Genomic DNA, 14,938 nt, shown 5'->3' with positions numbered 1-14,938 from the left:
CGCGCTAACTGAGGGCGCTCTCCATCCCCCAGTGTCTCTATATTCGCGGCTTGGCGAGTTGTTCGATCAATGCCTCAATATCCGGCTGGGCGATGAGGGTCAGGCGGTCGAGTTCGAGGGCCAGTTCTTCCGACACGATGACAGGCGGCATGATCGAATCAGGGTTGGCCTGATAAATCTCGCGGGCACGGGCAGAAACGGATTTGCGCGCGGCCTTGGCGCGGCGGCGTTTAGCTGGCATGGCTTCGCCCTCGGTTAGAAGTGATAGCGGGCGCTCTGGGCGGCTCTGTGGGGCCGTCTAAGTCGAGGTCCAGTTCTCGCAGCAGCCGGGCAAAGGCGATGCGGGAATCGCGCTCTACGGCCACCTCAGGGCGCGCCTTGGGGGCGTCGAAGCGGTCGATATATGTCAGGCCATCCCGATCAAGGATTGCGCGGGCCTGTTGGCCTCGGTCCCAGGCTTCGCAGGCCAAGGTCAGTAGGCGCAGGTGGTGGGGTTCGAGTTGGAATTCTCGGTTGACGGATCGCCACCAACGGGCGGCGTCATCGGAAAGGTGGTCGGGTGCGGCTGTCTGCATGTCGTGGTCCTTTTTGTGTTGAACAGGGTAAGGGCGCGATAAAAGAAGGGTCCGCGCTCTGGTTTGCGAAAAGTCCATTTAGAAAAAGGGATCCCCCTCCACCCTAGGTTGCAGCAGGGCCAGCGGGATGCCAGCCCTGCCGGTCCGTTAGGAAGTCACGCCATCCAGAACGGTGAAGGCGCTTTCCCGTGCCGCTGCGAAGTCGATCCGGGCATGGGCAATCAAGCCAAATTGGAGGTTGTCCATGAACCGTTCGCGCAGGATCTCCACGCGGATCGAGGACCGGACGCCAATCATCAGTTGGCTGAAGTCGCCTGCAATGATCTGGCTCTCATCAGATCCAGCGCCGCCATCGGTCGGAATTGCCGAGGTGTGCAGCATTGGCACCTGCTTCAGGACGCGAGGCATGTTGAGCGGCTGACCATCAGAGGCCGTGAGGGACGCTAGGTCGTTCTCGTCGCGGGATGCCATGATGAAGGCCCCCAGGCGCTCGTTGGCACCGTGCAGTGCACCACGGGCGGCCATAAGCGGGCCATAGCCTGTCAGCGCGCCACCTGCGAAGCTGTTAGAGGTCAGGCCGCCGTAGTTGACGATGCCGGTCGGCTCAGGGTCGGTGCCGCTGCCGATCAGACCAACCCGGTCAATCTCCTGCGCCATTGCCTTGGCTAGCACGTTTGGCAGTTCCGTTTCCAGGTTGAGGCTGTCGGCCATCAGTTCAACGCTTGCCTTGACCATCACCGCAATCGACTTGGGCTTAAGAATGACGCCACCGAAAGTCGGATCGGATTCGTTCACCGCCGCGTTCTCAACACGCCATGCCGGGGTCGGGTCTGCCGTGACTTTGGCAACCACGTTTTCGGCGCTGTCGAGGGGCATGGTCTGCGCACCGGCGGCGTCCAAAACCATGTTAGCGCGGGCGAGGTCGATTAGCTGGGCGCTAGTCACGGTCGGGACGGTGTAGCCACCAGCGGCGTCTGTGCCGCCTGCAAGGGCGCGCTGTTCCGTTTCCGACTTGGCACCCGTCACAATCGCGCGCAGGAAAGCCCCAGGCGTGATGCCCGCATCATGGCTACGGGCCTGCGCCCATTGCCGCATCGGCTCTCCGCTGCGCAGCGCGAAAGCCTCTGGGGCTTGCCCATGGTCTCCGCCATCAACAGCGGAAGACGAACCGCTCTCGAACATGGGGCGTCTGTCCAAGTCAACGCCAGCCCAGGGGCCACGGTCGCCGCGCTCGGTTCGGGCGTCTTTGTCAGCGCCGCAGTCATCGGCAATCTCTGTAAGGGCGTCAAAGGCGGCCTCGATCTCGGCTGCGCGGGCCTCGGGGGTGGCGTCGGTCACGCTGGCGATGATTTCCTTCGCAGTCGACCGAGCATCGCGTTCTACCTTGCAAAGATCCTGCCACGAAAGGCGGTGAGGCTCGAAGTCATCAAGATCGGCACCGGCCTTGCGCAGGGTGGCAACAAAGTTCTGGGCGTGCTTGCGCACGGCGTTAGCATGGGTGGTCATAGGAACAATCCTTGTCGATGAGGGGCGAGCGAAAACGGTCACGCGCCCCGTGGGATTTCGGGGTTCGATCCGTCGCTCATCCGCATCGCGGCAAGGTCGGGTGTCAGGCGGCGCATCGCGTCCGCGAGACAAATATGTCAGGCCAGCGCATCGCGCTCTGCCATATGTGTGACATAATTACCACAACCGCCGTGATGAGGTCAATGACGAACCGCTTGCCCGGCCTCAATCCGGTCGGCGAGGCGGCGCAGTTGCGAGGCCGCCGCATCCGGGCTGTCGAGTTCCGCGAAAAGTTCAGCACCGGCGACCAGCGTGCATCCGGCGAAGATCCGGCTGCGGATCGGGCCGTCATCCTGGCCAGTCATGGCCTCGATGCGGCCTCGGACGTGGGCCGATGCAGCGGCCTTTTCTTCGTCGGTGATGAGGGCAAAAAGTTCGTGCAGTTCGTCGGTCATTTGTCGTCGTCCTTTCGCGTTGTGGGTGTTTGCCGGGCCAGGGCTTCGGCCCAGTCCCAAACGGCTGCAATTGCTTCTGGGGTGCGCGCGACGCCATCGGGATCGGCTAGGGCGGCGATGCGGGATGCGTGATGGTCCAGATCCAGGATGCGTTCGTCGGGTGGAATTTCAGGATCAGAAGCGCGCACCGTTCCTACTTTTCCTACAGTTCCTACTTTTTCGCCCTCGGCAGCCCGATCTGTAGGAAGTGTAGGAGGTGTAGGAAGGGCACGGCTTTTGCGCGCTTGTTGCAGTGCCGCCCTTGCATCGAAGGCAAAGACGGTCATGGCTGCACCTCTCGCACGATCCGCCATGCCTCGCGGCGCGGCTTGCCTTCCACCTTTGCGCCGTCCGCCTCGATCAGCCAGCCATGGGCCTCCAGCTTTTGCAGCGCCTTGCGCGTGCGGTCCGTCACCTTGAAGGGGCCACGCTGCGCCGCCGCGCGGGCCGAGATATGCGGCTCGCCCCACGATCTCAGCAGCCAAAGGCGCATTCGCTCCGCATCGGCCACATCCGGTGGCACAATTGCAGCATCCGCGAGGCGCGCGGCCTCGTTCGCGTAGAAGGTCGCAACCTCGATTGCCCCGGCCATGGTCGCGCCTGTCACCTCTGCCGCGTCCGGGTCCGCGTATATTGTCAGCACTGCCGCGAGGCGTGCCGCGTGCTCTGCGGTCTTGCTGGCGAAGGCCCGCGCATCCTCGAAAGGTCCGCCTGGCCCCTGTGCTTTTTCCACCTCGCGGGCAAAAGCTGTCAGCACGTCCCGCGCGTCTCGGGCCAATGGCAGGACCGGCGGCGCTAGTTCGTTGCGCTTGCCATCCGCCAAGGGCAGATCGCGAGACAGAAGCGACCGGATACGGGCAGCAAAGCTAGCAATTTGGGCCTCGGCCTGCGCGTCCTTGTCCATGCGCAGGCGGGTGCCGATACGCGAAGCCGGGCGGCACGTCAGGAAGCGGGCCAGAAGCCCTTGCCCGCTCGCCAGTGGGTCCGATAGCAACGCCTCCGCTGCAACAGGCTGCACAAGCAGATGGGCCGAAAAGCGCCTCCCTGTGTAGCATTGTGTGCCTTCACTCGCGCGCCACCTGTCGAGTGGTGATCCGTCCCACATGGCGCTGAAGCTGGCGCATGTCGCCAATCTGTTCTCGGCCTTCATGGAATGCCCGCCGATCAGCGCGCCGCCTTCCTCAGTCATGATCCCGAGGCTGGCGCGCAGTTCGGGCAAGTGTTTGGTGATTCCCTCGATGGTCGGCGCGCTGGCCACGATATGCGGCTTAAGTGGCGCGGGCGGCTCCTGACCCAAGGCTTGCAGATCGGCCCGCTTTGCGGCGGTGTCGGCTTTCCGGTCCTTAACAATCTTTGCGCGGGTTGCCTGCCAGACCTCGTGCTGATCGCGCCAATGATCGCGCGCGATATCATATTCGGTGCGCAGGTCGGCCTCGAAGTCCCGCACGCCCCGCATGGCGAGACGGTCGGCGGTGCTCTTGCGCTCGCCGCTCTCAGCAACCGTCAGCAGGAACAAGCTGGCGGGTGCAGTGCCGTTCAGGGTCTCTGCATCACGGTGCCCCTGCGCGGCCAGTGCCGCCGATGCCAGGACGGATGCCGCGCACATTGCAACGGGTGCCTCAGTCGCGCGGGCAATGGCCTCTGCCGGTTCGTGCAGTGGACCCAGCGCAGCGACCGGAAAGGGCGCAGCATCGGGCATGTCCCGGATCAGGGGCGTTGGTCCTTCGGGTTTATACTCAATGGGTTGTGCTGCGATATTCATGCGACTTCGCCTTTCATGGTCAGAATGTCGTTCCAGTCGTGGCCATCGGGAGCAGGCAATAGAGACACTTGCCACCCAAGCCCTTGCGCGCGTTCGGCAAGCGCGTGCGCAGCCTTTCGGCCTGCAGTGTCACCGTCCGGGGCGATAGTCAGCCGTCCAGGTTGCGAGGGCAGGCGCAGCCCTTGAATTCCCGAGGTGGAAAGTGCGGCCCAGACCTTCGCAGGGCGACCCAGCAGCCCCGAGGCAAGCGATAGGGCGGTCTCTATGCCCTCTGCCACCACAAGCGGTCCGTGCGCGTCTGTGAGCCTGACAGCGCCCCCGGCAACAGTGCCCAGCATTGCCTTTGCGGGTTCAATCTCAGCCTTGCCCAAGCCATCCGGGCGCAAGTAGGTGCGATGCACCGCGCAACCGTCTGCGCCCTCGATCCTTGCGACCAGCGCCGGGTGGCGCTTCGAAGTCTTCCCATGCCAGCATTCGGGGTGAAAGCGCAGCGTGTTGGGCAGGTCGCATTTGATGGCACGGCCACGCAAATACGTCTCGGCAAGTGTGCCGCCGATAGGCAGTGCCTCCTGCCATATTGCGCGGGCCTGCCTCGACCGTTTCTCGGCCTGCGCGCGTTCCTCGCGTTTGCGCTGCGCGATGATCTCCGGATCGGGCGGGCTATACTCACCGGCCCGGATGCCAGCCGCCGCGAGAATATCCGCGAAGGTGCAGCCGCTCTTGTGGCAATGCAAAAGCAGGCTGCCACCTGCGCCATCCGAGACGGAAAGCGCGTTCTGATCGCGGCGGCGTTCCGGCTGGCATACCGGACAAGGTGCGGCACCTTGGTGGCGATACCAGCGTCCGGTCAATTCTCGTGTTAACTCTTTAGCGTTCATGTGCTCGTGCCTTTTCGGTTTGCCCGATAGGCGCGGCGGTGCTATGATACCCCAAAGCTGTCCCGCTTTGTGAATACCTGGAAGCCCGCGCCGTCGCCTCGGTGCGGGTTTCTTTATGCTGCGGTGTCTGCGGCTGGTTTTGTGTTGGCGTCGATGTATGCAAGCAGATCCGCTACGCGATACCGGACGTGGCGACCCATCTTGACGTAGGGAATAGTCGGCCCAGCCCAGCGGTCGCGTTCAAGCCATTTTTCCGATTTGGAAAGAATGCGGCTCGCCTCGGTCTGCGGCACCAGCACGGGCACCGTCTGCGTAGCGGGTGTGATTTCTGTGGTGTTGTCCATAGCAAGCCCTCATGTCGAAGTTATGAGGGCAAATTGGCTGGGGGCAGCTCTCAATTCATACACACATAAGCCGTCTATTTCGGTTTATCTGTGAATTCGTCAGATCGGTGAAGTCTTGCCCATGCTTTAAAAGCTGCACGGGCGCTTCCTTCTACGTCAAACTCCTCAAAGAGGTCGGTTAGAAAATCGGCGAATTGGCTTGCCGGGTTAAGATCCGGACCACTTGGGGCAGGGGCACCTTTTTTGACTTCCCATAACTGGCGCGCGGCATCCACTAGGCTTATTGAGTCGAGGTTCATTCGTTCTCGCCCTTTTGGCGCGTTAGATCCCTCGATTTCGTCGGTGGCCTTTTGGATTGCAGACAGGAAGCTGTCGCGTTCTTCCGACAGCTTGAGTAGCCAATGCGCCAGATCTGGGTTGTCAAACATTACAGTGTCGGACGCGGCTCCACTAAGTGCGCTTTTAGCCCTGTCCAACTCAAGTATGGCTTGTCTGATCTGAAAAAGTGCCTCTCGATCTTTGGCGGGCGAGTAAATGCTATGTTCTAATCCATTTCCAAAGGCCGTATTTGCAAGCCATTCATATAGGAAATCGTGGTGTTCTTGGCTTGTCAGGCCAAAATGCTGACTCAGCGCACTCATGCCCGCGCCTCGGATAGCTGCACCACGTCGCCTGTGCGGGCCGATGAAAGCAGGTAGTCAGATATTCTCTGCATCGCATCGCGAAGATCCTCAGTTGTCACCTGCACATATCCTGCGGTCACGTCGCCACCGTTCGCGTGGTTCGTGAGGCGCTTCAACTTGAACGCGCTGATATCAATGCGACTTGCAGTAGTCGCGAAAGTTCGGCGTAGGTCATGTGCGGTGATGTGCAAGCCGGTTGCGACTTCGATCCGGTTTAGAGCCGCTCGTAAATCCGTCGGCATTTCGCCTTGACGGTTGGCGAAGACAAAATCCTCGTCCGCAATCTTTTTTCGCTCCACTAGCAGGTTCACCAACTGAGATGACAAGGGCAGTTCGTGGTCGGTGCCGTTCTTTGTCTGGCGAAAGGTGACGACATTGTTTCTTAGATCAATGTCGGCCCAGCGAAGGGGTGGATATCCGTCCTTGGCGTTGCCCAGCACTTCACCAACGCGCGCACCCGTCAGCAATATGAATAGCAGAGCGTCGCGGGCTTCGTTATCGCATCGGATGCCCCCGAGACTGGTTTGCACTGCATTGACCCAATCTCCGATACGATCCTGCGGTATGCAGCGTTCAGCGCGCTTCACTTCCGCCCATTGGTTGAGGCGACTGAGGCGGTCCACCGGATTAGACTTCAAGACAGGCTCGTCGTCATCATCGCAATCGGCGATCACGTGGTTCAACGCGGCGCGCAAATACCGCATCGCGAGGTTAGCTTGTGCAGGTGATGTCGCGGCCAGCTTTGCGTGCCGATCCTTGACCATGCGCCCGGTGATCTCCGAAACAGGCTTGTTGAGCCAATCCGAAAATCGCCGCATTGCCTTGTCGATGTCGCGGATAGTCTGGGGCTTCTTTGTGTTGCCCTTACTGCCACCCTTCTTCGCAGGTGCGGCCTTATAGTCATCGAAGGCCTCTTTAAGCGTCTTTGCGCGGGCGCGCAGCTTGCGTTCTTCGGCCACGGGGTCGATGCCCTCAGCAAACTTTGCGGCCAGTGATAGTGCCCGTCTGCGGGCCGCTTCAGCGCTAATGTCATCCGCCCGGCCTATAGTGAGACGACGCGTGGTGCGGCCTATGCGGCGCTGCATGATGTAGGTCTTGCTGCCGCCTGGCGACACTCGAATGCCAAAACCGCGCAGTTCACTATCCCAGATTAACAGCTGTTTCCCTGGTTGCGGCTCGATCTTTCCAACGCTGGTCTTTGTAAGTTTCATCGAGTCCCCTGTGAAAAAAGTAAGCAAATAGTAAGCAGGATAAATAGAAAATACCTGCCCCTTGCAGGGGATACTTAGAAGTTATGCAGCATAAAAACAAGGGGTATTTGGTGATTACTAGGGCTTGTTCAAAACCGCATAAAAGGGATTCAAAATCCCCCGATGGCAACATCGTGAGAGTTCGAATCTCTCCACCGGCACCATCTCAAAAGCTTGACGACATTTGTCTTGGGGCTAATCCAATCCGCTTGGTCAGGGCCCTGCACGGTCGGCACGGCATTCGCCTTGTTTTTGCCGCATTCCGACGGAGTCGAATCGAATTGTTTTCAATTCGAAGGGAAAACGCCGCCCAAATGGAGGATTGATCTCTACCAGTCGACGATTTGTTAACCACTTCCGCCTGTCTGCGCATCGCTTCGCGGGGAAAAATAGGCCGATTTGCCCCCTGCCGCCACCGCAACGAATTTATTTGCAAGATCTCCCCTAGGTTGCAATTCGGGGGCCATTAGAGGTTCCCGCCTAACCTTTTGTGCAGGACTAGTCGCTCAATTGGAAACAATACCGGGTTTCAAACGGTCATTCTACGCTCAGGCGTGAACCAAATGCGTCCATAATCAGGCAGCTGCTGACATCTTTCGGACATTTTTTCCTTTTTCGGCGTGAACTGCGGGGGTATTCAGATGAGGCCCTTTGTAGGGCTCCGGCGCGCTGGGGGCGTCGGGCTGAAGCTTATTTCGGCAAAGAACTGTCTGCACATGGGGAAACCCATCGTCATGACAAAACAATTGAATTGGCCGGTCCCTGCGGGGTCCGGGCCCGGTCGGTGCAATCACCGAACCGATGAGTTTTGATACGAGGCGCCGCAAGCGTGACGCGGCCAAGGGGAGACGGTGTGATGACCAATGTGAACCTGACTTTCGACGACCTGGACGCTGGAACGTTCGTGGACAACGAATACCAGGCGGATGGCGTGACCATCTCCTCGATCGTTGGGGGCGTGGTCAACGGCCATGACAGCCCGGCGATGGTCTTCGACACGAACAATCCGACCGGCGGTGATCATGACCTCGCGACGTCGAATCTCGACAACGTCCTGATCATCTCGGAAGACGGCGACAGCAACGATCCCGACGACGAGGCCTGCGGCGGCGTGCTGCGCTTCGACTTCGAGGCACCGTCGACGATGAATGAACTGACGCTCCTCGATGTCGAGGAATGCGCCCGCATCAAGCTCTATGATGAACACGGCAATGTCATCTATGACTGCACCTACCAGACCGCGAACAACGGTCAGAAGGTCGTCGATTTCGGGGCGATCGACGGTGTGGTGCGGATGGATGTCATCTTCTACGGCTCGGGCGCGCTGGACAATGTGAACTTCGACAGCCCCGTATCGCCTGACGGAACGGTCGAGGGCACTGCCGGCGATGACGTGATCGACGTGGCCTACACGGGTGATCCCGAAGGCGACATGGTGGATGCCGGTGACGCAATCCTGCCCGGTGCCGCCCCTGATGACGACCTGATCGAGGCGTATGGCGGCAATGACACCGTCCTGGCTGGTAAAGGTGACGATGAAGTCTACGGCGGCTCGGGCGACGATCACATCACAGGTGGTTCGGGCGGCGATACCGTTTACGGCGAGGCCGGCAACGACACGATCATCGGCGACGGCACCGACGGTGGGGCCGCCGGGGGCATGGATGGCAAGGTCCTGATCTGGGACGAGGTTGCCGCTGATGGCACCCAGCTCGGTGGCGTCACCAACCACGATGTGGGCGGCATCAATGTTGCCATCGGCTTCACCAGCCAGGATCACGGTGCCACGGGCACCATTTCGAATGCGACGGTTTATGCCGAAGGGGGCGAGGGCTTCGGCTCCAACTCCAGCCTGGAACTCTGGGGCCAGGGCGGCGAAGGGGGCTGGGACGATACCTCCACGACAGAGCTGACCTTTTCCTCCACCTCGGGCGACTACCAGGACGAGGTCCAGGACGTCGCGTTCCGCATCAATGACGTGGACCTGTCGACCGATTTCGGCGATACCCATATCGACCGGGTCACGATCCGGGCCTACGACGCCGAGGGCAACCTGATCGACGTCGACATCACCTCGGAAACCGGTGACCAGGTGGTCGACGGAAACCAGGCAACCGGCGATATCGAACATGACGCCGGCGTGAACCCGAACAGCCAGGAGGGGTCGATCCTGGTCAACATCGCCGGTCCCGTGGCGCGGATCGAGATCGACTACGACAACGGCGGCGAGACCACGCAGGGCGTCTGGGTGTCCGACGTGACCTTCACCACCATCCCGACCGAGCCAGTCGACGGTCCCGCCGGCGACGATCTGCTCTACGGTGGCGACGGTGTCGACTATATCGAAGGCAATGGCGGCGACGACACCATCTACGGCGGTGCGGAAGGCGATACCATCGACGGCGGCGACGGCGATGATTTCCTTGTTGGGGACGGCGACGGCGCCGATTACTTCCCTGAGCAGTCCAAGGATATTTCGAACGTCGTCTTCTACTTCGATCGTGATGGCGACGGCGAATACGACTATTCCGTTAAGGTGGACGAATTCCCGGACTCCGGAGAGTCGGGCTTCATCAGCAATGATCTCGACGACTATTACGGCCAGATGCTCGACTATATCTACGAGCAGTCTCCCGAACTGGTCGGCATGCCGGTCGTGGCCGGGGTATCGACGAAGGCCGGGACCGAAGAGAACTTCTACGCGGTCGAGGGTGATACCAACGGACCGCTGCCTGATGACGGCCCCACCATCAATACCGGGCCGGGCAATGATGAGGTTCTCCTCTACGACGACTTCTACGGAACCTACGACCCGACCCTGACACCGACCGGCAATGGCGGCCCCGACAGCATCATCGGTGGGGATGGAAACGACGTGGTCTACGGCGGCGTCGGCGGTGATACGATTGACACCTCCGGGGATGACGAACCGCTGCCCGACGTCGGTTATCCCGGCGTATACCCTGCGGATTCCGATCCGAACAACGACAAGGATCTCGTGTTCGGCGAACAGGGCGATGACATCATCACCACCGGCGACGATGATGACGAGATCTACGGCGGGTCGGGCAACGACACGATCGACGCGGGCATCGACGACGACTATGTCGAAGGCGGCAGCGGCGATGACACGATCATCGGCTCCGAAGGCAATGACGAGCTTTACGGCCAGGACGGCAACGACACGATCTATGGTGGTCTGGTCACGCCCGGCCCGGCGGATGCGCTGAACCTGCCTGACGATCTGGATGGCGATGGCGACAGCAACGACTTTGGCGAGGATCTCGTCACCTTCAACAACAACGACACTGTTTATGGCGGCGCCGGGGATGACACGCTCTATGGCGCCGATGACGACGACACCCTCTATGGCGGCACCGGGAACGACTTCCTCGACGGCGGCGTCGACGATGATGAGATGTACGGTGACGAGGGCGAGGACACCCTGATCGGTGGCCAGGGCGATGACGACCTCTACGGTGGTCTCGGCGACGACCTGTTCCTTGGCGGCAATGGCGGCGACAACGTGGTTGGCGGCGAAGACCCCGATCTCGATGGCGACGGACAGTCCGACGACTGGGACGTGCTGGACCTGACCGGGTCGAACGTCGACTATATCGACTATGTCCCCGGCGACCCCGAGGCGGGCACCGTGTATTTCCTCGACGGCTCGACCATGACCTTCTCGGAGATCGAGAACGTGATCCCCTGCTTTACGCCGGGCACCACGATCGCGACCCCGAAAGGCGAACGCCTGGTCGAAGAGCTGCGCGAAGGCGACCGGATCATCACCCGCGACAACGGTATCCAGGAAATCCGCTGGGTCGGCCGCAAGGACATGACCGGCACCCAATTGGTCAAGAACCCGCATCTCAAGCCGATCCTGATCAAGGCCGGCGCGCTGGGGAATGGTTTGCCGGAACGCGACATGGTCGTGTCGCCCAATCACCGCGTGCTGGTGGCCAGCGACCTGACCCAGCTTTACTTCGAAGAGCGGGAAGTGCTGGCCGCGGCCAAGCACTTGGTCGGCAGTGACGGCGTGCATGAACTGGACGTGATGCAGACCAGCTATATCCACTTCATGTTCGATCGCCACGAGGTCGTGCTGTCCAATGGCTGCTGGACCGAAAGCTTCCAGCCGGGCGATTACAGCCTCAAGGGCATCGGCAACAGCCAGCGGAACGAGATCTTCGAACTGTTCCCCGAACTGGCGACAAAGCCGGGTCTCGAAGGCTACCAGGCCGCGCGCCGGGCCCTCAAAAAGCACGAAGCCAGGCTCTTGGTGAAGTAAGAGAATATGCAGCTGCGACCGGGGATACCCCGGGCCGCGAACAGAGCCGGGGCCCTGAAAAGGTGCCCCGGTTTCCTTATGTGCGCGACTTGCGCCAGGCGGCCCAGTCTTCGGGTGTGTCCAGGTCGATCAGCGCATGCCGGCCGGGCAGGGGAACCAGGTGCCGCCGGGCCCGATTTTCGGCAACGATTGCGCGGGCGCCGGCATCGCCGGTCAGGTTGGCGAAACCGGCACGCAGGCTGTTGTGGAACAGAACTGGATGCCCCGGATGTTCGTCCGCGTCCGCGGCCTGCCAGATCAGCGCATCCGGCGCCGTTTCCCGCGCCGCGATCACCTGCGCGATGTCATCGCTGGTCATTTCGGGCATATCCGCGGGTTGGATCAGGATGTCACGGTTCGGGGCGATATCCGCGACCCCGGCCCGCAGGCTCGCGGACATGCCGGTTTCCCAGTCGGATACCACAACGATCCGGGCGCCGTCCGGCAGGCTGGCCGCCCGCGGGTGATCCTGAGCTGGCAGGGTCACGACGACCGGGCCATGAGGCAGGCACAGGTCCACGATCCGGCGCAGCAAGGGCACCCCGTCAACCGGCTCCAGCAGCTTGTCACGCTTGCCCATGCGCGAGGATGCGCCCGCCGCCGGTATCAGGATAGCGGGTTTCACCCGCGCATCCGTTCGCCGGTTGCGTCGAAGATGGGGTCGACAAGCAGAACAGCCTTTCGCATCTGGCCGAGGATTTCGATCTCGACCTCAAGGCCGGGGTCCGCCCGATCGCGCGGGATCAGACCGAAGGCGATGGACTTGCCTGTCCAGTGGGAATAGCCGCCCGAGGTGCAAAACCCCTGAACACTCCCGTCGATGAAAATGGGTTCATAGGCCACGACATCCGCATCTTCGGCCTGAACCTCGAAGACCGCAAGGCTGCGCGCCGGAGGGCTGTCGCGTTCGGCCTCGGCAGCAGGTTTGCCGATGAAGTCCTTGTCCCATTTGATGAACCGATCCATCCCGGTTTCGGCCGCAGTGTAATCGGGCGAGAATTCCCGCATCCATGATCCGAAGAACCGATCGAGCCGCAGGGACATCATCGCCCGCATCCCGAATGGCGTCAGGCCCATCGGTTGGCCATTTGCCCACAGGGTTTCCCACAAGGCCCGCTGGTCCATCGGGTCGCAATAGATTTCGTAGCCCAGATCGCCGGTATAGCTGACCCGTTGCACGAGGCAGTGGGCCTGACCAATGGTCATGCGCCTCAGATCGAGGAACCGCAGGTCGGTGGCGTCGCGCGTGCAGGCCGCCAGAAGGTCCCGAGCCTTGGGCCCGGCGATCTGAAAGCCGTTCATCTTGTCGCTGATATTTTCGACGGTTACGCCGCTTTGCTCATGATTCTTGAACCACCGCCAATGCTGCGCCTGCGCCCCGTAAGAGGCGGTCAGGTGAAAGCACTGATCGTCGAGGCAGGAGACCGTGAAATCCCCCAGCAACCGGCCTTTATCCGACAGCATCGGGGTCAGGGAAATGCGACCCGGCTTGGGGATTCGCCCGGCCATGATCCGATCCAGCCAGGCGCGGGCCTCGGGCCCCGTGATGCGGAACTTGCCGAAGTTATGCACCTCGTTGATGCCCACCCCTTCGCGCACCGCGCGCACCTCGCGTCCGGTGGCCGCGAAAGCGTCGGAGCGGCGGAAGGACGGGGTTTCATAGCCCGGTTCACCGCCTTGGGCGAAGTAGTTGGGCACTTCCAGCCCGAATTGATGCCCCCAGACCGCGCCCAGCCCGGTGAAAATATCATACATCGGCGTCGTGCGATGGGGCCGGGAGGCGGGCAACTCTTCATTCGGGTAGCTGACGGAAAACCGCCGCTGGTAATTCTCGATCACCTTTGGCCGGGTGTAGCCGGGCGTGATCCAATCGCCGAACCGGGCCACGTCCATCGCGGTCACGTCGCGGTCGGGCTCTCCCTCCACCATCCATTGCGCCAGCGTCAGGCCGACCCCGCCACCCTGGCTGAACCCGGCCATGACCGCGCAGGCGGACCAGAAATTGCGCATCCCCGGCACCGGACCCACCAGCGGGTTGCCATCGGGCGCAAAGGTGAAGGGACCATGGATCACAGATTTGACCCCGGCGGTCTCCAGGACCGGGAAGCGCCGATAGGCAAACTCGATACTGTCGCCGATCTTGTCGAAATCGTCGGGCAGAAGTTCGTGCCCGAACTCCCACGGCGTGCCATCCACCGCCCAGGGACGGCAGGTCTGCTCGTAGAACCCGATGCACAAGCCGCGGCCTTCCTGCCGCAGATAGCTTTCTCCGGCCGGGTCCATGACATGGGGATGCTCGCCGCCCGCGTCGATGATCTCTGCAATCTGCGGGATTTCCTCGGTCACAAGGTATTGGTGTTCCATCGGGTGCAGGGGGGCATAAACCCCCGCCATGGCCGCGACCTCGCGTGCCCAAAGCCCGGCGGCATTGACCACGTGTTCGGCGTGGATGATGCCCTTGTCTGTGGTCACGTCCCAGCTGCCATCGGCGCGTTGTGTCAGGGCCTCGACCTTCGTGTGCAGCACGATCTCGGCGCCGCCCATGCGGGCGGCCTTGGCATAGGCGTGGGTGGTGCCGGACGGGTCCAGGTGGCCATCCAGCGGATCGTATAGCCCGCCGATGATGCCCTCGACATTGGTGACGGGCGCCAGCTTGGCGATCTCGTCCGGGCCGATGATCTCGGTCTCCAGCCCCATGTAGCGGTGCTTGGCCCGCTCGGCGACCAGCATGTCGAAACGGTCCTGGTTGTCGGCAAGCGTGACGCCGCCCACATGGTGCAGCCCGCAGCTGAGGCCGGTCAGCTCTTCCAGTTCGCGGTAGAGCTTGATCGTGTAGCCCTGAAGGGCCGCCATGTTCGTGTCGCCATTCAGGGTGTGAAACCCGCCGGCCGCATGCCAGGTCGAGCCGCTGGTCAGTTCGGACCGCTCCACGAGCATCACGTCGGACCAGCCCAGTTTGGTCAGATGGTAAAGCACCGAAACCCCGACCACGCCGCCACCGATGACCAGAACCTGAGTTGTCGTTTTCATATCGCCTCCGTCATTTGGCCAGACCCTAGGGCCAGCCGCCGGGTCGGGGAAGCCCAGTTGCGACAGGATGTGTCGCTTAGTGCAAA

General features: G+C 61.6%; 13 protein-coding genes. 1 reads left to right on the top strand and 12 read right to left on the bottom strand.

What is annotated here, in order from left to right:
* Positions 1 to 37: 37 nt before the first annotated feature.
* From DFK10_RS02030 to DFK10_RS01990, 10 genes are all read right to left on the bottom strand, one after another.
* Positions 38 to 241: a hypothetical protein gene (locus DFK10_RS02030; protein ID WP_109386087.1), complete on the bottom strand. Its 204-nt coding sequence runs from the start codon at positions 239 to 241 to the stop codon at positions 38 to 40.
* A complete protein-coding gene (locus DFK10_RS02025) occupies positions 231 to 575 on the bottom strand; it encodes a P27 family phage terminase small subunit (protein ID WP_109386085.1) in 345 nt (114 codons plus the stop codon). The genes DFK10_RS02030 and DFK10_RS02025 overlap by 11 nt, the downstream gene beginning before the upstream one ends.
* A gap of 147 nt (positions 576 to 722) precedes the next feature.
* Entirely contained in the window at positions 723 to 2,081 is a 1,359-nt protein-coding gene (locus DFK10_RS02020) for a phage major capsid protein (RefSeq protein WP_109386083.1), read from the bottom strand.
* A 200-nt stretch (positions 2,082 to 2,281) separates the two neighbouring features.
* Positions 2,282 to 2,536 carry a hypothetical protein gene (locus tag DFK10_RS02015; RefSeq protein ID WP_109386081.1) on the bottom strand — a complete coding sequence of 85 codons (255 nt, stop codon included), beginning with the start codon at positions 2,534 to 2,536 and terminating at the stop codon, positions 2,282 to 2,284.
* Complete coding sequence (locus DFK10_RS16190; protein ID WP_146193215.1) at positions 2,533 to 2,862, bottom strand: hypothetical protein; 330 nt, start codon at positions 2,860 to 2,862, stop codon at positions 2,533 to 2,535. The genes DFK10_RS02015 and DFK10_RS16190 overlap by 4 nt, the downstream gene beginning before the upstream one ends.
* Positions 2,859 to 4,337, bottom strand: coding sequence for a YfjI family protein (locus tag DFK10_RS02010; protein ID WP_109386079.1), 1,479 nt, complete (start codon positions 4,335 to 4,337; stop codon positions 2,859 to 2,861). Before DFK10_RS02010 ends, DFK10_RS16190 begins: the two co-directional genes overlap by 4 nt.
* A complete protein-coding gene (locus DFK10_RS02005) occupies positions 4,334 to 5,215 on the bottom strand; it encodes a DUF7146 domain-containing protein (RefSeq protein WP_109386077.1) in 882 nt (293 codons plus the stop codon). The genes DFK10_RS02010 and DFK10_RS02005 overlap by 4 nt, the downstream gene beginning before the upstream one ends.
* A gap of 113 nt (positions 5,216 to 5,328) precedes the next feature.
* The gene (locus DFK10_RS02000) at positions 5,329 to 5,559 is read right to left on the bottom strand and encodes a helix-turn-helix domain-containing protein (RefSeq protein ID WP_109386075.1); all 231 of its coding nucleotides are present in this window, start codon (positions 5,557 to 5,559) and stop codon (positions 5,329 to 5,331) included.
* A 74-nt stretch (positions 5,560 to 5,633) separates the two neighbouring features.
* Entirely contained in the window at positions 5,634 to 6,200 is a 567-nt protein-coding gene (locus tag DFK10_RS01995; RefSeq protein WP_109386073.1) for a hypothetical protein, read from the bottom strand.
* Positions 6,197 to 7,453 (bottom strand): tyrosine-type recombinase/integrase, encoded by a 1,257-nt coding sequence (locus DFK10_RS01990; RefSeq protein ID WP_109386071.1) that lies wholly within the window; start codon positions 7,451 to 7,453, stop codon positions 6,197 to 6,199. The genes DFK10_RS01995 and DFK10_RS01990 overlap by 4 nt, the downstream gene beginning before the upstream one ends.
* An 895-nt stretch (positions 7,454 to 8,348) precedes the next feature.
* Here DFK10_RS01990 and DFK10_RS16595 point away from each other — a divergent pair.
* On the top strand, positions 8,349 to 11,783 hold the full coding sequence (locus DFK10_RS16595; protein WP_235866741.1) for a Hint domain-containing protein: 3,435 nt from the start codon (positions 8,349 to 8,351) through the stop codon (positions 11,781 to 11,783).
* Positions 11,784 to 11,859: 76 nt separating this feature from the next.
* On the opposite strand, the gene DFK10_RS01970 is transcribed toward DFK10_RS16595, so the two are convergent.
* Together DFK10_RS01970 and DFK10_RS01965 are read right to left on the bottom strand one after the other, a co-directional pair.
* A complete protein-coding gene (locus tag DFK10_RS01970) occupies positions 11,860 to 12,447 on the bottom strand; it encodes a nucleotidyltransferase family protein (RefSeq protein ID WP_235866740.1) in 588 nt (195 codons plus the stop codon).
* Positions 12,444 to 14,852, bottom strand: coding sequence for a GcvT family protein (locus DFK10_RS01965; protein WP_109386069.1), 2,409 nt, complete (start codon positions 14,850 to 14,852; stop codon positions 12,444 to 12,446). Before DFK10_RS01965 ends, DFK10_RS01970 begins: the two co-directional genes overlap by 4 nt.
* Between the last annotated feature and the right edge of the window lie 86 nt (positions 14,853 to 14,938).

The sequence above is a fragment of the Salibaculum griseiflavum genome (assembly GCF_003129565.1).
Taxonomy (GTDB): domain Bacteria; phylum Pseudomonadota; class Alphaproteobacteria; order Rhodobacterales; family Rhodobacteraceae; genus Salibaculum; species Salibaculum griseiflavum.
Note: the sequence above shows the minus strand (reverse complement) of the source record. Positions and strands in the feature narration are given on the sequence as shown.